21 protein-coding genes are annotated in these 18,018 nt (G+C 53.2%); 6 read left to right on the plus strand and 15 right to left on the minus strand.

Features of this window, described 5'->3' with window-relative positions; translation table 11 throughout:
* Positions 1–3: 3 nt before the first annotated feature.
* From yghU to fucR, 3 genes are all read left to right on the plus strand, one after another.
* Complete coding sequence (gene yghU / locus RTX30_RS14225; RefSeq protein WP_312690808.1) at positions 4–867, plus strand: glutathione-dependent disulfide-bond oxidoreductase; 864 nt, start codon at positions 4–6, stop codon at positions 865–867.
* Positions 868–998: 131 nt separating this feature from the next.
* The gene (locus tag RTX30_RS14230; RefSeq protein WP_312690809.1) at positions 999–1,979 is read left to right on the plus strand and encodes a sensor domain-containing diguanylate cyclase; all 981 of its coding nucleotides are present in this window, start codon (positions 999–1,001) and stop codon (positions 1,977–1,979) included.
* 3 nt (positions 1,980–1,982) lie between these two features.
* A complete protein-coding gene (fucR, locus tag RTX30_RS14235) occupies positions 1,983–2,705 on the plus strand; it encodes an L-fucose operon activator (RefSeq protein ID WP_312690810.1) in 723 nt (240 codons plus the stop codon).
* Here the strand turns inward: fucR and hybG are convergent.
* The 11 genes from hybG to yghX form a co-directional block, all read right to left on the minus strand.
* On the minus strand, positions 2,696–2,950 hold the full coding sequence (gene hybG, locus RTX30_RS14240; protein WP_312690811.1) for a hydrogenase maturation factor HybG: 255 nt from the start codon (positions 2,948–2,950) through the stop codon (positions 2,696–2,698). The two genes, fucR and hybG, sit on opposite strands and share 10 nt — an antisense overlap.
* A gap of 5 nt (positions 2,951–2,955) precedes the next feature.
* The gene (gene hypA, locus RTX30_RS14245; protein WP_312690812.1) at positions 2,956–3,294 is read right to left on the minus strand and encodes a hydrogenase maturation nickel metallochaperone HypA; all 339 of its coding nucleotides are present in this window, start codon (positions 3,292–3,294) and stop codon (positions 2,956–2,958) included.
* On the minus strand, positions 3,287–3,763 hold the full coding sequence (gene hybE, locus RTX30_RS14250) for a hydrogenase-2 assembly chaperone (RefSeq protein WP_312690813.1): 477 nt from the start codon (positions 3,761–3,763) through the stop codon (positions 3,287–3,289). The genes hypA and hybE overlap by 8 nt, the downstream gene beginning before the upstream one ends.
* Positions 3,753–4,250: a HyaD/HybD family hydrogenase maturation endopeptidase gene (locus RTX30_RS14255; protein WP_312690814.1), complete on the minus strand. Its 498-nt coding sequence runs from the start codon at positions 4,248–4,250 to the stop codon at positions 3,753–3,755. Before RTX30_RS14255 ends, hybE begins: the two co-directional genes overlap by 11 nt.
* The gene (hybC, locus tag RTX30_RS14260) at positions 4,250–5,953 is read right to left on the minus strand and encodes a hydrogenase 2 large subunit (RefSeq protein WP_312690815.1); all 1,704 of its coding nucleotides are present in this window, start codon (positions 5,951–5,953) and stop codon (positions 4,250–4,252) included. The genes RTX30_RS14255 and hybC overlap by 1 nt, the downstream gene beginning before the upstream one ends.
* On the minus strand, positions 5,950–7,122 hold the full coding sequence (gene hybB, locus RTX30_RS14265) for a Ni/Fe-hydrogenase cytochrome b subunit (RefSeq protein WP_312690816.1): 1,173 nt from the start codon (positions 7,120–7,122) through the stop codon (positions 5,950–5,952). The genes hybC and hybB overlap by 4 nt, the downstream gene beginning before the upstream one ends.
* Entirely contained in the window at positions 7,112–8,095 is a 984-nt protein-coding gene (gene hybA, locus RTX30_RS14270) for a hydrogenase 2 operon protein HybA (RefSeq protein WP_312690817.1), read from the minus strand. The genes hybB and hybA overlap by 11 nt, the downstream gene beginning before the upstream one ends.
* Positions 8,096–8,097: 2 nt before the next feature.
* The gene (hybO, locus tag RTX30_RS14275) at positions 8,098–9,216 is read right to left on the minus strand and encodes a hydrogenase 2 small subunit (protein ID WP_312690818.1); all 1,119 of its coding nucleotides are present in this window, start codon (positions 9,214–9,216) and stop codon (positions 8,098–8,100) included.
* Positions 9,217–9,460: 244 nt separating this feature from the next.
* A complete protein-coding gene (locus tag RTX30_RS14280) occupies positions 9,461–9,748 on the minus strand; it encodes a DUF2623 family protein (protein ID WP_025263833.1) in 288 nt (95 codons plus the stop codon).
* Positions 9,749–9,813: 65 nt separating this feature from the next.
* The gene (locus RTX30_RS14285) at positions 9,814–11,472 is read right to left on the minus strand and encodes a methyl-accepting chemotaxis protein (protein WP_312690819.1); all 1,659 of its coding nucleotides are present in this window, start codon (positions 11,470–11,472) and stop codon (positions 9,814–9,816) included.
* Positions 11,473–12,447: 975 nt separating this feature from the next.
* Positions 12,448–13,335, minus strand: a complete 888-nt coding sequence (gene yghX, locus RTX30_RS14290; RefSeq protein ID WP_312690820.1) for a YghX family hydrolase — start codon at positions 13,333–13,335, stop codon at positions 12,448–12,450.
* Between the two features lie 157 nt (positions 13,336–13,492).
* On the opposite strand from yghX, the gene RTX30_RS14295 reads away from it, so the two are divergent.
* Entirely contained in the window at positions 13,493–14,533 is a 1,041-nt protein-coding gene (locus RTX30_RS14295; protein ID WP_312690821.1) for an aldo/keto reductase, read from the plus strand.
* A gap of 32 nt (positions 14,534–14,565) precedes the next feature.
* Here the strand turns inward: RTX30_RS14295 and RTX30_RS14300 are convergent, their stop codons facing one another.
* Entirely contained in the window at positions 14,566–15,060 is a 495-nt protein-coding gene (locus RTX30_RS14300) for a TIGR00645 family protein (protein WP_312690822.1), read from the minus strand.
* A gap of 192 nt (positions 15,061–15,252) precedes the next feature.
* Entirely contained in the window at positions 15,253–15,759 is a 507-nt protein-coding gene (locus RTX30_RS14305) for an ESA_00282 family adhesion-associated protein (RefSeq protein WP_312690823.1), read from the minus strand.
* 104 nt (positions 15,760–15,863) lie between these two features.
* Here RTX30_RS14305 and RTX30_RS14310 point away from each other — a divergent pair, with 104 nt between their 5' ends.
* Both RTX30_RS14310 and RTX30_RS14315 read left to right on the plus strand, forming a co-directional pair.
* A complete protein-coding gene (locus RTX30_RS14310; RefSeq protein WP_312690824.1) occupies positions 15,864–16,268 on the plus strand; it encodes a hypothetical protein in 405 nt (134 codons plus the stop codon).
* Positions 16,261–16,701 (plus strand): cytoplasmic protein, encoded by a 441-nt coding sequence (locus RTX30_RS14315; RefSeq protein WP_312690825.1) that lies wholly within the window; start codon positions 16,261–16,263, stop codon positions 16,699–16,701. Before RTX30_RS14310 ends, RTX30_RS14315 begins: the two co-directional genes overlap by 8 nt.
* 137 nt (positions 16,702–16,838) lie before the next feature.
* Here RTX30_RS14315 and exbD read toward each other — a convergent pair whose 3' ends face one another.
* The gene (gene exbD / locus RTX30_RS14320; protein WP_312690826.1) at positions 16,839–17,264 is read right to left on the minus strand and encodes a TonB system transport protein ExbD; all 426 of its coding nucleotides are present in this window, start codon (positions 17,262–17,264) and stop codon (positions 16,839–16,841) included.
* 6 nt (positions 17,265–17,270) lie between these two features.
* Positions 17,271–18,002 (minus strand): tol-pal system-associated acyl-CoA thioesterase, encoded by a 732-nt coding sequence (gene exbB, locus RTX30_RS14325; RefSeq protein ID WP_312690827.1) that lies wholly within the window; start codon positions 18,000–18,002, stop codon positions 17,271–17,273.
* Positions 18,003–18,018: the final 16 nt, after the last annotated feature.

An 18,018-nucleotide genomic window follows, 5' to 3' on the forward strand; every position in this document is an offset into this window, starting at 1 on the left:
AAAATGTCAGACAACTATCAACCTCCAAAAGTCTGGACGTGGGATAAATCCGGCGGTGGCGCATTCGCCAATATCAATCGCCCGTTTTCCGGCCCGACGCATGAGAAAACCTTACCCATTGGCAAACATCCGCTGCAGCTCTATTCGCTCGGCACCCCGAATGGGCAGAAAGTAACCATTATGCTGGAAGAGCTGCTGGCAAAAGGCGTAACGTCGGTTGAGTACGACGCCTGGTTAATCCGCATTGGTGAAGGCGATCAGTTTTCCAGTGGTTTTGTTGACGTTAACCCGAACTCAAAAATCCCGGCGCTGCGCGATCATTCCACCACGCCGCCGACGCGCGTGTTTGAATCCGGCGCAATTCTGCTCTATCTCGCGGAGAAGTTTGGTCACTTCCTGCCTGAAGAACCGGCAGCACGCACCGAGACGCTGAACTGGCTGTTCTGGCTGCAAGGCTCAGCACCGTTCCTCGGCGGCGGCTTTGGCCACTTCTACAATTACGCACCGGTAAAAATTGAGTACGCGATTAATCGCTTTACCATGGAAGCCAAACGCCAACTGGATGTGCTGGACAAACAACTGGCGCAGCATAAATTTGTCGCAGGCGATGAGTACACCATTGCCGATATGGCGATTTGGCCCTGGTACGGCAACGTGGTGCTGGGCAATGTCTATAACGCGGCGGAGTTCCTTGACGCAGGTAGCTACACGCATGTGCAACGCTGGGCAAAAGAGATTCTTGCGCGCCCGGCAGTGCAGCGTGGGCGCATTGTGAACCGCACCTTCGGCGAGCCGAATGAGCAACTCCACGAACGCCACGATGCCAGCGACTTCGACACCCAGACCGAAGATAAGCGCAACGCGTAACCCTGCAAACCGGGCGTATCCTGCCCGGTTTTCTCCCCTATAGTGGGTGCCTTTCACTGTTTTTTTCACACTGTATTTACATAACCGGGATAACTGGTAAGAATGCCTTTTATTTACCCGAACGCCGCCTCATGTCCGATATTGCGCTCAAACAGCAGATCCAGAATCTGAAAAAGCATAACGCCCGGCTGGTGCGGATCGCACGCGACGCGCGTAACAAACTCAGCGCAGCGCTGGACGGCACCGGTCTGTGCCTGTGGCAGTTAGATGTGCCCAGCGGCAAGCTGATTATCTTCAATCGCCGATGGGGCGCGATGCTTGGTTACCAGCCAAAAGCGCTAAGCGCCCACTTTGATGTCTGGCGCGAGCATTTGCATGTGGAGGATCGCCAGCGTGTGCTGGAGGCGTTTTACGATCATTTGCATGGCAAGACCCCATTCTATGAAGCGCTGCACCGCATGCAGCATAAAAACGGTACCGTCACCTGGGTACTCGATCGCGGTCGCGTAACGGAACGGGATGACAACGGTAAACCGTTGAAAGTGACCGGTACGCATATCGACATGACCAAAGAGAAGCAGTATGAGGAGCAGCTGGCGGCGCTGGCGAATCACGATCCGCTGACCGGACTGGCAAATCGACATGCGCTGCTGCACCACTTTGCTGAATGTAAGAGCGCCGGGCCGTTATGCGTCGCATTTATCGATCTGGATGATTTCAAAAGGGTTAACGATACCTTCGGCCACCGCAGCGGTGACGAACTGTTGATCCAGCTGAGCCAGCGGCTACGCAGCGCCTGCCCGGAAGGTGCCATTGTTGGTCGCCTCGGTGGCGACGAATTTGTTCTGTTATTACCCTTCGCACTCAGCAGCCTGATGATTAACAGCACCGCGCATCATTGCCTGCGCGCCGCCCTTACCCCGTTTGAACTGGATAATGGCGAGGCCTCCGTTGGCGCGTCGATTGGTATTGATGAAGTACAGACGGGAGATGATTTTGTCAGCGCGTTAAAACGCGCCGATCAGGCGATGTATCACATTAAACATACGGGTAAAAACGGCGTGGCGATTGGTCAGAGACGCCTCTCTCTGTCTGCACGGGCGGAGGCATAACCGATGAAAGCGGCGCGCCAGCAGACGATCGTGCAACTGCTCACCCATCATGACACCCTGACCACCGCGGCGCTGGCTGCCCAGTTGAATGTCAGCATCGAAACAATCCGCCGGGATCTCAGCGACCTGCAAACGCAGGGCAAAATTGTACGGCGCCATGGCCGCGCACGCACGCTGCACTCACCACAACAGGATGGCGGCGAGCCGTTTCGTACCCGGCTGAAAAGCCATTATGCTGATAAAGCCGACATTGCCCGCCATGCGCTGAACTGGATCGACGAAGGGATGGCGCTGGCGCTGGATGCCAGTTCAACCTGTTTTCACCTTGCGCGGCAACTGCCGGATATGGCCCTCACCGTGTTTACCAACAGTTTGCCGGTCTGCCAGGAAATGGCCCGCCGGCAAAACATCACGCTGATCTGCTCTGGCGGGCAGCTGGAACGTTCCGAGCGTTGCTATGTCAACCCGACGCTTAGCAGCCTGCTAAAGACGATTGAGATCGATTTGTTTATCTTCTCCTGCGAGGGGGTGAGCGCTGACGGAGAAATGTGGGACTCCACGCACCATAACGCGGCATTTAAAGCCCAGTTATTACGTCGGGCGCAGCAGTCGTTATTGTTGATAGATAAGAGTAAATTTTACCGCGCCAGCGAAGTGAAAATCGGCAACCTGGCGCTGGTTACGCAAATGATCACCGATGAGAAAACCGAAATGCCTCACGCCTGAGGTGAAAACTCCTCCAGGTCCAGACTGCGTAACGCCTCCAGGGTCGCTCTCGCTTCCTCTTCATCAATCAGACTCATGGCAAACCCGACGTGCACCAACACCCACTGCCCAAGCAATGCACCCGGTTCACCTTCACATACCAGCGCGATATTAACCTCGCGCCGCACGCCGCACACATCGACCTGCGCCAATTGATGAAAATCCTCTCCCACGGCCACGACCTGGCCCGGTACGCCTATGCACATCGCGGCTACTCCACTTCAATACTTTTGATTTGCACACCTTCACTGCGTTCGATATGCAACGTTGGGCAGTGACAGCGCGGGCACTCATCATAGCGAGTAACCTCTACCGTCTGACTGCAATTCCAGCACCATGCCTGCGCCGGTTTAAGAATGATATGCAGCTCACAGCCCTGCGCCAGCGTATCGCGGCAGGCCATATCGAAACCGAAACGCAGCGCGCTTTCTTCAACACAGGCCAGCGCTCCCACTTCCAGCCATACCCCGGTCACCCGGGATGCGCCATGTTGCCTGGCCTGCTGTTCAATGATCTCGACTGCATTCTGGCACAGCGATAGTTCATGCATGCTGAGCACCCTTCAGCCTGCCAAGCAATGCCCGGCGGCTTACGGCGTCGCTCACTGGCAGAGAGAGCGCCATTTTCAGGCAGTCGTTCGCCAGTTGCGGCCCCTGCGCGGCGTTGATATCGCGCGACAACGGCGACATCAATGAACAACTGAGATACTGCGCCACCTGCGGCAACTCGCCAACGGTAAATGTCATCTCACCGTAGGGCAGTTTCAGCCCGATACGTTCGCCCACCCTGCGCCGCGCCCAGCACTGTTGCGGGCCAGGAAAAATCACCAGGCTCAACATCCATGGCGTGACCACACATCCCAGCCATTGCCCTTCAAACAGGGTGAATGGCGTAACGTAGACCGGCATTTGCGGGTGAACAAACGGTAAATCGCGCATTTCCCCGTCGGCAACAGTCATTAACGCAGCCTGTACTGCATCATGCGGCGAAGCCTCAAAGCCTGAAAACTCATCCTGCATGCTGCGCCTCCCGGGAATGCAGCGTCACTTCGGACTCCGCCAGTGCCGCCAGTACCGCCTGTAATGCGGTGTCGATGCTGGCCTCAACAACCGGCGTCATACCAATGTGTGGCTCCAGCGATGCCGGTATCACGCCTATCAGCGTCAGTTTCGCCGGGAACTCGCCGGTGAAACGCAGCGCCGACAGCACATCAGACAACCCCAGTTGGTGCGGTGAAATTTTATTGCTGAAAAGCGTCGGCACCGCATCGTCCCGCAGACAGATAACCTCCCCCGGCTGGCTTTTCCGCGTGACAATGGCGTCCACAATGATCAGATGATCACGGTTCGCCATGGCGCTTAACAGTTCCATACCCGCGGTGCCGCCATCCAGCACTTCTACATGCTCCGGCAGGTGAAAGCGCTGCTCCAGCGCCTCCACAACACGCACACCAATCGCTTCATCGGTGAGCAAAATATTGCCCACTCCCAACACGAGAATCGACATCACAACACCTTCACCGACACCACGTCGTTACCGTCCGCATCCAGTACATGCACGGCGCAGGACATGCAGGGATCGAACGAGTGGATAGTGCGCACCACTTCCAGCGGCTTTTGTGGATCGGCAACCGGGGTGCCCACCAGCGACAATTCGTAAGGGCCTGGTTCATCGTTAAAATTACGCGGCCCGGCATTCCATGTGGACGGCACCACCGCCTGGTAGTTGTCGATTTTGCCATCCTTGATCACCACCCAGTGCGAGAGCATGCCGCGCGGCGCTTCCAGAAAGCCCACACCTTTGTACTCGCCACTCGCGGGAATGTCCGGCTTTACAAAGGTTTCCATGTCACCTTTGCCGATATTGTCCACTAAAGCCTGATACTGCTGACTGGCCACCTGATGCAATTCGCAGGCATGCACGGTGCGCCCGATAATGCGCCCCAGCGTGGAATGGAGTTGTGCAGTCTCCAGGGTTTTGCCGGTGAGTTTGTGGTAAATCTCGACGATTTCATTGAGTTTATTGGTGGTTTTTTCATTTTTCGCAGCCAGTTTACACAGCATGTTGGCCAGCGGCCCGACCTCCACTGTTTTGCCGTAAAAGGTCGGCGATTTCACCCACGAGTATTTGCCTTCTTCCTGCCAGCCCGTGTAATCAGGTACCGTTGTACCCTGCCATGGCTCCTGCGGAGCGTCATCTTTATACCAGGCGTGTTTAGCACTCTCCTGAATACCTTTCACCAGGAAGGGATCGTTATAATCAGTGATCGCTTTGTAGGTGCTGAGATCGGCGTTTTCAATATAGCCGCCCGCAAAGAGAAAACTGCCATTGTTGCCGTCAGTAGGAAACTCGGGCGTACTCAAATAGTTCACGCCGCCTTTACCCAATTCCAGCCATTGCGGATAAAACGCGGCAATGACCGCCGTGTCCACTTTGTAAACCTGTTCGATAAAGCCCTGCAGTCGATCGATAAACGACTTGAGGTACATCAGGCGTTCCAGGTTCAGCACCTCAATCCCGTCGAGATTGATCGGGTTAGCGACACCGCCCACAGCCATGTTCTGAATGTGCGGCGATTTACCGCCCAGCAATGCCACGATGCGGTTGGCATCGCGCTGACACTCAAGAGCTTGCAGGTAATGCGCAACAGCTATCAGGTTGACTTCTGGCGGCAGTTTCATCGCCGGATGCCCCCAATAGCCATTGGCGAAAATACCCAACTGCCCGCTGGCCACCAGCGCTTTGATCTTGTTCTGTACCTCTTTAAACGCATTTTCGCTGTTCAGTGGCCAGTCAGAGAGACCTTTTAACAGCGCCGCGGCTTTGGCCGGATCGGCATTTAACGCAGAGGTGATATCCACCCAGTCGAGCGCCGAAAGCTGGTAAAAATGGACAATATGATCATGAATGGAGTGAGCGGCCAGAATAATGTTACGGATGTACTGGGCATTGACAGGCACTTTCATTTCCAGCGCACTTTCGACCGCGCGCACCGAGGCAATGGCGTGGATCGTCGTACATACCCCGCAAATGCGCTGCATAATGATCCAGGCATCGCGCGGATCACGGTTTTTCACGATCTCTTCCATACCGCGCCACATCGTGCCTGATGCCCACGCCCTGGACACCACCCCATTTTCAATTTCGCAGTCAATGCGTAAATGACCCTCAATACGGGTCACCGGATCGATGGTAATTCGTTGGCTCATGCTTCACTCGCCTTATGACGTTCTTGTCGTTGTAACGGAGGAATAATCGGCAACAGACGCAGGAGTAAAATGTACGCACAGACTTCAATTGCCACAAAACCGATAGAAATCAGTATCTCTTCCCAGGCCGGGAAGTAGTGATAGCCGTTGCCAGGATTAAACGCTAACAGCGAATAAGAGAGCCGCCACAGAGCGCACCCCAACAGCATGCTTAACGCGCCGATAAACAAAAAACGGGAATCGTTGCGCAGACGCGCCGAACGCAGCACCAGCAACGGAAAGAGCAGCAATGCGATTTCCAGCCAGAACATCAGGCTGTAAAAATCCCCGGCAAAGGCGTAATGCCACTTATCGCGCCAGGTAATTTCCCCCACGCGCAGCAGTAAAAAAATCAGCAGCAAAACACTGAGCGTGGCGGTTAACCGGGTGAAAAGTCGTTTTTCATCCGGCCCCTCGCCACGCAGGCTGGCCTGCAACAATGAGCCTTCAAAGATGACAATCGAAAAGCCCATGATAAATGCCGTCAGTAACGAAAACACCGGCAACATTTCATAGCTCTGCCACAGTGGGTAAACCTTATACCCGGCAGCAATCATCAGCGACCCCATAGAGGACTGGTGCATAGTCGGTAACAGGGCGCCAAGGGCGATAATAAAGAACATCACCTTATTCAACCGGCGTAGCGACACCTTCCAGCCCAGACGCTCCAATAACGCAGGCGCAAACTCCAGCGCCATTACACCGATATAGATGGTCATGCAGACGGCGGTTTCGAACAGCACCGAATTCACATTAAAATGCCCGGGAATGTAAAAGTAAGGCAGATTCCAGTAACGTCCCACATCGATGGTGATCGACAGTCCCCCCAGCGAATAGCCGAACAGACTGGCTAACAGCGCCGGGCGAACCAGCGGGTGATATTCACCCCGGTTGAAGACATACACCGCCCAGGCCAGCGCCCAACCGCCACAGGCAAAGCCGGTGCCGATCAGCAAATCAAAGGCGATCCAGATCCCCCACGGATAACCACCGTTAAGATCGGAAACCGATCCCAACCCAAAGACCAGACGTTTGACGATAAAGATCGCGCATAACACGATCAGCGGCGCAAAAAGCAGGATGGGTTTGCTGAGAAGCTTGCCACCCAACGGTTGCGGATCATGACTCATTTTCTGATCCTCCTTCATGGTGCTCGTTGCGGGTATGCCGGCGCACCAGTGCAGTCAGCCCTGCCAGCACCGCCAGCGGCAACATCATGCCTTTGTAGACCGTATGCTGAACATGTTCGGAGCGAGCGCCGGTTGCCAGATCATCAAGCGCCGGCAGGCCCAGCACCTCATAGGGAACCCCCGTCAGCACCAGCACCTGCGTGCCGCCGCCCTCTTTTTCACCGTACAAGTGCGGGTAGTAGCTGCCGACAGGATGTTGGTAAGTATCCGCCGAGTTCAGCGTTTGCCGGGGATAGAGATAGTCAGTGCCGGGTTTCAGCGAGAGGCGTTTTCTGGCCTCGGCCAGCAGCGCTTCGCGGGTGCCAAAAATCACCGCTCCCGCAGGGCAAACCTCCACGCAACCGGGCAACCCGCCTTTATCCAGCCGCTCAACCCCTTTCTGATTGCATAATTGGCATTTATGCAACTCACCGAAGGGATTGTTGTAATCATATTTCGGCACATCAAACGGGCAGGCGACCATACAATAACGGCAGCCGGTACAAACGCTGGCGTCGTAGTGAACAATCCCGGTTTTGCTGTCTTTTTTCAGCGCCTGAACCGGGCAGACCGAAACGCAGTTGGCATCCACACAATGCATGCACTGCTTTTTGATATAGGCGTAACCGTCTTGCAGACGATCTTTATTCTCCCCGCTCCCGCTACGCCAGACCTGGATAATGTTGTTGGTATAAGGGGTAAGTTTGTCGTTATTAGACCAGGTTTGCTCGCCCTGCGGATTGCGCAGCGGGGTATTGATATCCTGGCAACGCGTCACACAGGCCTGGCAGCCGACACACAGCGTGGAGTCGTACAACATGCCAAGCGCCCCCGGGATCGGCGGACGATTTTGCGCAGCGGCAAAGCTCGTCGACGACCCCGCCACTAGCAGCGCCCCGCCGGACGCGGCTTTGAGAAAATTTCGTCTGTTCACGGTCAGTCTCCCTGTGAGTCAGCGTCATTTTTCTTCTGCTGACGTCCCAGCTCGCGCACCGTCATCACGCCTACGCCCGCGACCAGGCCAACCACGCCGCCCAGCAACCCGACGGCCGTTGCCGACACCTTGCCGCCCTCTTTGAGATCCACATCCGGCTTTTCAGCGCGGGGCGTGGGGTTATCGACATGTGCCAGTTGATGAATGCCTTTATGAAAACCAATGCCTTCTTCATTACAGCCATAACAGGGGTGGCCAATGGCAACAGGCCAGACGCCGCCAACATCGCAAAATTGCAAAGTTGAGCAGTTACCCCAGGTCTCCGGGCCTTTACAGCCCAGATGATATAAACACCAGCCTTCGCGGTGCCCCTGGTCGCCAAAGGCTTTTGCAAAGCGGCCTGCATCGAAGTGCGGACGACGTTCACAATGTTCGTGAATAAGCCGCCCGTAAGCGAAGGCAGGCCGGTTTTTGGCATCCAGCGCCGGGGGTTTACCAAAGGTGATGAGATGCGCCACGGTGGCGAGGAAATTCTGCGGGTTCGGTGGGCAACCGGGAATGTTAATCACGGTTTTACCCGGCAAGACGGCCTGGAGGCTTACGGCCCCCGTCGGGTTGATCCCCGCCGCCGCAACCCCCCCCCAGGCGGAGCAGGAGCCAATGGCAATAATCGCCGCTGCGTTTTCTGCCGCCCTGCGAATATGGTCGACAATCGGCTCACCCGCCACCATGCAGTAGATACCGCCATCTTTCATGGGGATCGAGCCATCCACCACCAGCACATACTGGCCTTTGTACTGCTCCAGCGCGCGATGTTTATTCTCTTCTGCCTGATGCCCGAATGCGGCAGAAAGCACTTCGTGGTACTCCAGCGAAATGGTTTCCAGCACAAGGTTTTCAACAGTCGGGTGGGTGGAACGCAGCAGCGACTCCGTACACCCGGTGCATTCCTGCGCACCAATCCACACCACCGGTGGTCTCTGAGGATGGCTAACGGCTTCTGCCATGGCCGCTGCCGCTTTACTGCTTAATCCCATCGTGGCTGCAAGCGCCGCGCATAACTTCACAAAATCACGACGACTGACACCCGGTGATGCAAAGTGCTGATTCTCTCCTGCCATTGCCTTGTTATCCTTTAGTCGGAACCGCAATTATTCTCCACGCGTTTGGCTGAAGAATGCTGCGATCGCCCCGACAATTAATCACATAAAAAACAAGGGTATTATGCAAAAAGTAGACGGAGAGCACAGTAGACTTAGAAGAAGAAGGGTCTTTGCGGGCACAAAACGATAAAAAAAAATGAAAGCCACTCTCGACAAAAGTGACCTTCACTAAAGAGAACTACACATTGAGCAAAGCTTATTTTTAGATTTCGAGGCGGTAACCCGCCATAAAAAAGCGGATCACGGTGCTGGAGTGGCTCTCGCGAAAGAAGTCCATCACCATGTCCTTATCCAGTCCGTAGCGGCGCGTTAGAATGCCTGCTTCCCACGCGCTGAGTTGACGATCGCCGGTTTTTTCAAACATGCGATGTGAAAACCCAAGAACAAAGCCCCGCTTATAGTCCGGGCAGAAATGCGCCACATTACTGGCGCTATCCGCCTGTGCGGCATTCAGCCCGGCCATCAACCCTTTACCAAAATGGTTGTCCATTCTTATCCCCCCAATCGTTATATAAAAAATTATATAACGATCTTTCTAAGGGGTGATAGTACGGATTAAAACGCCACCCATTCATCCTGCGAAGCCGCAGATTTTTTGCCAGTACCGCCGGTACCGCGCGACAGATCCGGTTTGACCAGCGCCGTGGCAGCCGGTGTGTGCTGTTCATCGCTGGACAGACGGAACTGCTGCACGGAACGCTGCAACTCCTCTGTCTGACGCTCCAGCGCAGCAGCAGCAGCAGAGACTTGCTCGACCAGCGAGGCGTTCTGCTGTGTAACATTATCCATCTGCGTGATAGCGACGCCCACCTGCGAAATACCTTTGCTCTGCTCAGCAGAGGCGGCGGCGATCTCTTTCATAATGGTGGTCACTTCCGTCACCGCACGCAGAATGCCTTCCATCGTGGTGCCGGTGTCACTGACCAATTGTGCGCCTTTTTCAACCCGGCTGACCGAATCAGCGATCAGCGTCTCAATCTCTTTCGCTGCGCCCGCACTTCGGCTGGCAAGATTACGGACTTCACCGGCAACAACAGCGAAGCCGCGGCCTTGTTCGCCCGCACGCGCCGCTTCAACAGCGGCGTTCAGCGCAAGGATGTTGGTCTGGAATGCAATGCTGTTAATGACGTTGGTGATTTCCGCAATTTTCCTCGAGCTACCGGAGATGCCATCCATCGTGCTGATCACTTCTTTGACCAGCGTGCCGCCTTTGCTGGCGGTAACCGAGGCGACTTCCGCCAGTTCACTCGCATGGCTGGCGTTATCAGCATTCAGTTTCACTGTTGCGGTCAGTTCTTCCATACTGGCTGCAGTCTGCTCAAGCGCTGCCGCCTGCTCTTCAGTACGGGAAGAGAGATCATTGTTACCGGAGGAGATTTCTGTCGCACCGCGCCAGATGTTCTCACTGCCGTGGCGAATACTGCTTACGGCTTCACGCAGGCTGTCCTGCATGGCCATCAGCAACGGAACAACCTGGCCCACACAGTTGCGGCCGAAGTCCTCCATCGGCTGGCTCAGATCGCCCTGCGCCATCTGGCGGAAGTGCGCGCGAATACGGTTTAGCGGCTTCACCAGCATGGTAACCAGATAACGGTCGGTAAACAGCAGGATCAGCAAGCCCAGTACCATGGCAGCAATCAGTACTGCGCGGGTGCTGCTGGTCTGGCTGTCGACCATGACACGGGTTTCATCAAGCATCACACCCGCCGCCTTATTAAAGGCTTCGGTCGCGTTGCCAAAATTGCGGCTCAAGCCTGGGGTGACATTATTCGCCTGTTGGCGGTACGCATCAGGGGTACCCTGCTGGGCCAACTGCATTTGCGGGTTTATTCCCTGGTCCAGCAACGCCTGCCAGCCAGAAATCACTTGCTCAGAGACAGCCGGATCCATCGGCCCCGGCGAGATCGCTTTGAAGTCAGCAAGCCGGCGCGTCATGTTATCCAGCGCTTGTTGGACGGGGGCCATATCTGGTGAGCCGCCCGCAGCTTTGGCTTCCATTACGCGACTAAGACGAGTAACAAACCGAAAGTATTGATCATTGCCCTGGCTAAGAAGCGTCATCTGTGACACTAACTGGCGATCAACTTCATTGCCGTCGGCCACTTTTGACAAAGAAAACACGCTATACAAACCGACGCCAGACCACAGCAAGCCAAAGATCCCGAGGATCACCAGCATCACGGCTCGTATAGTAAAGTTACGAAGCATACCCATAATATTATCCTTGCGGTGAAGGTGCGTTATCGCCTGCGGGCGATACTTATCGTCTTTATCGGCAAGTTTTAGAAAATATGTATGGTCCTGGTAAAAAAAATTATCGTCGAAGTTGCACTTCATATCTTTGAAACCGTCCGCCTTGCCATCCGGGCAAAACGTTATTCTGCTAAGTTTCTCTCCCCCACACCCGGTGAACAGAAAAGTTAGCCACACGCTAAAAGCATCTGTAACCCCTCAATTTTTAAGAAAAATTTAATTAAACATTAATTAACTAATTTTTTTAAATATAATCAAAGGTAACAATGAGGTTATCACAAACACCCAGCAAACACGGCGCAATAAAATTATAAGCCTGCATCATCGCAATCTATTATCCGAGAAAAAACCCACCCCATAAATATTGCACTAACCTATCTCAAGCACCGTAGCGGAAATATTAAAAAAGCTTGATATAAGCGCTAAAATACCGGCCCACAGTTCTATTAAGTGGGGATTAAATCATCATTAACGCTTGTTAAAATAGATTAAATATTATGCAGCCTGGTGCGTTGTTCATCCGTTTTAACAAACTGCACAACAGATGCCATGCAGCCTGCCGGGGAGGTCAGATCAGTCAGCAGATCCGGGTCATTCAGCTATGTTGCAAACGAGGCCGGAGGCTTTGCCTATATTTGTATACATTCATAAATATTATGAGTAGAGCACACTCATTTAGTCTGCGACGGTTTTTCAGCCATTTTTCCAGGAATTTTCTCAGAAGAATGGCCATGCCTAAAGTAAATTAAAACCGCTATCAAGCGCAGCGCTGGCAACAATAAAAAAGCGAGAATACCGTTATTTGCTGATTTTTTTCGCTACTGGCAGCATAAAGAGCGCCACCATCATCTGGCGGCGCTCGGATCCATCAATAATGCTGTCAGCGCGATATATTCCGCTGCACCTTTTCCGCGGCATCCTTGCCCATAAGCGCGCTTAATGCAGGTACTTTTCAAACCAACCGAGCGTACGTTGCCAGGCCAGCTCAGCGGCAGCCTGATCGTAACGTGGCGTCGAATCATTGTGAAAGCCGTGATTGACGCCAGGATAGAGGTAAGCTTCATAAATTTTGTGGCCATTTTTTAACGCCTGCTCATAAGCGGGCCACCCTTGATTGATGTTTTTATCCAGCGCGGCATAGTGCAGTAGCAGCGGCGCACTGATTTTCTCCACCTCTGCAGCCGGCGGCTGGCGCCCGTAGAATGGCACGGCGCAATTCAGCTCCGGATAGGCCACCGCAGCCGCGTTTGCGACCCCGCCGCCATAGCAAAACCCGGTAATACCCACTTTCCCGGTGGCGGCCGGGTGCGTTTTCATAAACTCAATAGCGGCAAAGAAATCATTCATCAACCTGGTGGGATCCACTTTCTGTTGCAGCGCACGCCCTTCATCATCATTGCCGGGATACCCGCCCACCGAGCTGAGTCCATCCGGTGCCAACGCAATGTACCCCGCTTTGGCAACGCGGCGTGCAACATCTTCAATGTAAGGATTAAGACCGCGATTCTCATGCACCACCACCACCGCTGGCACGTTGCCCGTCACCTTTGTTGGCTTTACCAGATAACCCCGCACCGCGCCATGCCCATTCGGGGAGGGGTACGTAATATATTCCGGGTGAATGTCCGGATCGGTGAATTCAACCTGGGTCGCAAGTGCATAGTTTGGTTTGAGCAAGTTAAAGAGCGCCAGTGCGGTCACGCCACCTACCGCATACTTGCCTGCCATCTGTAAGAATTCGCGTTTATTGATTTTGCCATGCGCGTAATAGTCGTAATAGTCGAGCAACTCCTGAGGGAAGTCTTTAGCAGTTAAACGGGTCATTAGCATTCTCCAGGACGTTTTTACCCTTCTAAGGTAAGCATAGCGGCATGTTTTCTGCGCAAAAAATATCCGCATCTTACCATTACCTTGCTGTACAGAAATCCGGCGATAAAATGGGAACGTTGTTTCATTTACCCTGTACAAGAAAGGAGACATCATGTCTGGTTTCGCCAGTCCGCATCGCTACGAGCAAATGCACTATCGCTATTGCGGTAAAAGTGGTTTGCAGCTACCCGCGCTTTCTCTGGGGTTGTGGCACAGTTTTGGTCATGGACACGCGCTGGACTCCCAACGGGCGCTCTTACGTAAAGCATTCGATCTGGGCATTACCCACTTCGATTTAGCCAATAACTATGGGCCGCCCCCCGGCAGCGCAGAAGAGAATTTCGGCCGCTTGTTGCGTGAAGACTTCGCCCCCTACCGTGACGAGCTGATCATCTCAACCAAAGCCGGGTATGACATGTGGCCCGGGCCGTATGGCTCTGGCGGTTCGCGTAAATACCTGCTCGCCAGCCTCGATCAAAGCCTGCAACGCATGGGCCTGGAGTATGTGGATATTTTCTATTCACACCGGGTAGATGAAAATACGCCAATGGAAGAAACTGCCGCCGCACTTGCGCAGGCGGTCCAGAGCGGAAAGGCGCTGTATGTTGGCATCTCCTCCTATTCCACCGAACGCACGCGACAAATGGCAGCGCTGCTGCGAGAGTGGAAGATCCCGTTATTGATCCACCAGCCCTCCTACAATTTACTTAACCGCTGGGTAGATAAAACCGGTTTGCTGGACGCGCTGGAAGATAATGGCATGGGCTGCATTGCTTTTACGCCACTGGCGCAGGGCCTGCTAACCGGTAAATACCTGAACGGTATTCCTGAAGGATCGCGTATGCAGCGTGAAGGCCATAAAGTTCGCGGCCTGACAGAGAAAATGCTAACCGAAAACAATCTGAAGAGCCTGCGATTGCTGAATGAGATGGCGCAACGACGCGGGCAGTCGATGGCGCAAATGGCGCTGAGCTGGTTGCTGAAAGACGCGCGGGTCACGTCGGTGCTGATTGGTGCCAGCCGCGCGGAGCAAATTGAAGAGAACGTGCAGGCACTCAATAACCTGACATTTAGCGCAGACGAACTGGCGGAAATTGATAAACACGTGGCGGATGGCGAGCTGAACTTGTGGCAGGCATCCTCGAATAAATAATGGCAGGCAGGCCGGGCAATCCGGCCTGCATTTTAGTGTTTCTTGCGGGTTAACCGGTCCAGGTACCCCATCACAAAGGCGGAAAGTACAAACGTCAGGTGGATTATCACATACCACATCAGTTTGTTGTCCGGGACGTTTTTCGCATCCATAAACACCCGTAGCAGATGAATCGACGAGATCGCAACGATAGAGGCAGCCACCTTGTTTTTCAGCGAGGTTGCGTCCATTTTGCCCAGCCAGCTCAACTTCTCTTTGTGCTCGGCAATATCCAGTTGCGACACAAAATTCTCATAACCGGAAAACATCACCATCACCAGCAGCCCGCCAACCAGCGTCATATCCACCAGCGAAAGCAGCGTCAGGATCAGATCGGCTTCCGCCAGGTTAAATATATTGGGCAGGACGTGAAAAATCTCCTGGAAGAATTTTACCGTCAGTGCAAGCAGGGCAAGGGAGAGGCCAAAGTAAACCGGGGCGAGCAACCAGCGCGAAGCGTACATTGCGTTTTCCAGAAATCGTTCCATAAAATCCTGTCAGATAGCTAAACCGGCGGTCAGTATATCCCAGTCCAACTACACTTTGGCAACATCAACACAACGCAGGATCAACGCTGCCTGCCGCGCAAACCTTGCGCCATACTGTATCAAAAATAAGGATACGCGCCGGCCTCTTGTCCTGCCAAACGGGCAACAGACAGGCATGGCGGAGAGACGGCGTTAAACATCTTCCGGATTTACCCACGGGCGCTGATTTTCTGGCCATACCAACACCACCAGCGCCGGATAGGCTTCCATACTGAACTCGCGGAAACACTGGCGCAGATTGAGCACGTCCAGATCGGCATGCGAAACTTTCTCGCCATTCAGGCAACGTTTCTTAATATTGTCGTAGTACTTGTATACAGCAGAATTGAGATCGCTACAGCGACGCTGCGCCTCAAATAAACCGGGAGTGTTATTTAATTCCGCCATGTTCATACGCTTTATAGTGGCATGAAGAAAATCAATATATTCATGGTTTACGCGCCAGTACCAAACTGGGGTAATGGCATTCATTAACACCGAAAAATGATCCTCACCTTCTTCTTTTGTCAAAGGGGGAATCAGTGAGGGCGGATTGTCAATTTCACTTCGGGGAGGGACTTTATTGTACTCGCGCATCAATAAAAGTACCCCGCCCGTTAGCAGTAATAATAAAATGACAGAATAAAAAATACTGTTCATGAGCTGGCTCCATTTTTTTTGATTTTAAAATTGCGCCATGATATTGTCAACGAACCTCACGCCTGCCTTAACCCTTCCTTGTTGATATTAAAAGGATATTAGAAATGCTTCCCGAGAATCTTGTCCCGGCACGATTTCACATTTCCGCCGTTGAAACCAAGCCAGGGGAAGAAGAAAAAGAGGCTAATTTAGCTCAGGGAAAAAGAACGCTCTCTGAACATGCCAGCCAAATATTGGCGAATGTCAGCTCTACCGGGCAGTCCAGAAATATGTTACTCGAAGAACGCGATCGTCATATAAAAGACCGGCTATTTCGCGTGGTAAAAATCGAGACATTTGCCCGTATGCTTAATGACTTACAAGCTGAAGGCGAGATTGATGCCCAGACATTAAGTCAAATAATTAACGCGAAAACGCAAGAAATTAATGAAGCCGGCAATGAGATTTGGCTTAACCTGATTACCCGCGAAAAAGATACGCCTATGTTTTATAAACTTGGGGATGAATAACGTGAAAGATGTCGATAATAATAATGTCTATTTGACTTTAGATGACAGAAATAGCGATGAATTTATCTTAAAGCAAAATATAGAAGCACTGGTCCGGGATAAGAATACCACTATCGATCGTATTGCCCAGGAGCTGGTTTCAATCCCTGCCGCGCTGGTACGCCTGAAGTGGCAAAACCGCCGGGAGATCTACCCGCTACAGGTTAAAGAAGAGATTTATGGCGCAGTCATCGATGCCATCATTGAGCAGAAGCCCGAACTGCGGGACAAAATCATGGCGCGCCTTGAAGCCAACTACCAGTACATTGTCGGGCGTGAGGCTGCCACGCTGCGTCTGAGCCGTAAGCTGAGCGATGGTGAGTACCGAACCTCCAGCGTTTCGACCGTCGCGCTGGACGAAGCGATCGCCAGGAAAACGCCAGATAATAAGTAAATTCTCAACACCTCTGTTTCAGCCATCCCAGCTTATATAAATTCCTTCCTACGATGACTGTCATTACAGTCCAGCCACAGGATGGCAGGCATAAAAAAAGCTGGCTTACGCCAGCTTTTCAGATTGCCCGAAGCAGGTTACTTCGCTTTCGCGACTTCTTCGCCTACCAGACCAATTTTCAGATAACCCGCCTGATGCAGAGTATCCATCACCTTCATCATTGTTTCGTAGTCCACGGTTTTGTCCGCGCGGAAGAAGATGGTGGTGTCTTTCTTCCCTTCCGTCAGCGTGTTTAACGCGGTGATCATGGTTTCATCCGTCACCGGATCATTACCAATAAACATGCTGTTATCCGCTTTGACGGAGAGGTAAACCGGTTTTTCCGGACGCGGCTGCGGCTGGCTGGAAGATGCCGGCAGGTTCACTTTGACATCAACCGTGGCAAGCGGCGCGGCCACCATAAAGATAATCAGCAGCACTAACATAACGTCGATAAACGGCGTTACGTTGATTTCATGCATTTCGCCGTTATCGTCCAGGTTTTCATTAAGACGCATTGCCATAACGCATTAACCTACACGTAATTTCTGGGCGGTACGAACCGGCTGCGCATTGCTGGCGGCCAGATCAAGATCGCGGCTTTGCAGCAGCAGAACCTGCGCGGCAACATCGCCAAGAGTGGCTTTATAACTGCCGATCATGCGAGCAAAGAGGTTATAAATGACCACTGCCGGGATGGCAGCAACCAGGCCAATAGCGGTTGCCAGCAGGGCTTCGGCAATCCCCGGCGCGACAACAGCGAGGTTAGTCGTTTGCGTCTGCGCAATACCGATAAAGCTGTTCATGATGCCCCACACGGTACCGAACAGACCAATAAATGGAGAAATTGCGCCGATAGTGGCCAGATAACCGTTACCACGCCCCATATAGCGGCCAGTGGCGGCGACACGGCGTTCGAGACGGAAACCGGTACGCTCTTTGATCCCTTCGTTATCTTCACTGCCCGCAGACAACTCCAGCTCATTCTGGGCTTCGTTAATCAACAGTGTACTCAGGCTTTTCGCGTGGAAAGCCGTCGCGATTTCGCTTGCCTGATCCAGAGAGCGAGCTTCAGCCAGCTGTTGCTGTTCGCGCTTGAGGCGACGCTTATGCGAAATCATCTCAACGCTTTTGCTGAAGAAAAGTGCCCACGTCACCACGGACGCCAGAATCAGGCCGATCATCACAATCTTCACCACGATGTCGGCATGCTGATACATACCCCACACGGAAAGATCCGTCTGCATCAAATTATTACCCACTGTGTTTCTCCGCGAC

Source organism: Kosakonia sp. (genome assembly GCF_032052965.1).
GTDB lineage: Bacteria > Pseudomonadota > Gammaproteobacteria > Enterobacterales > Enterobacteriaceae > Kosakonia.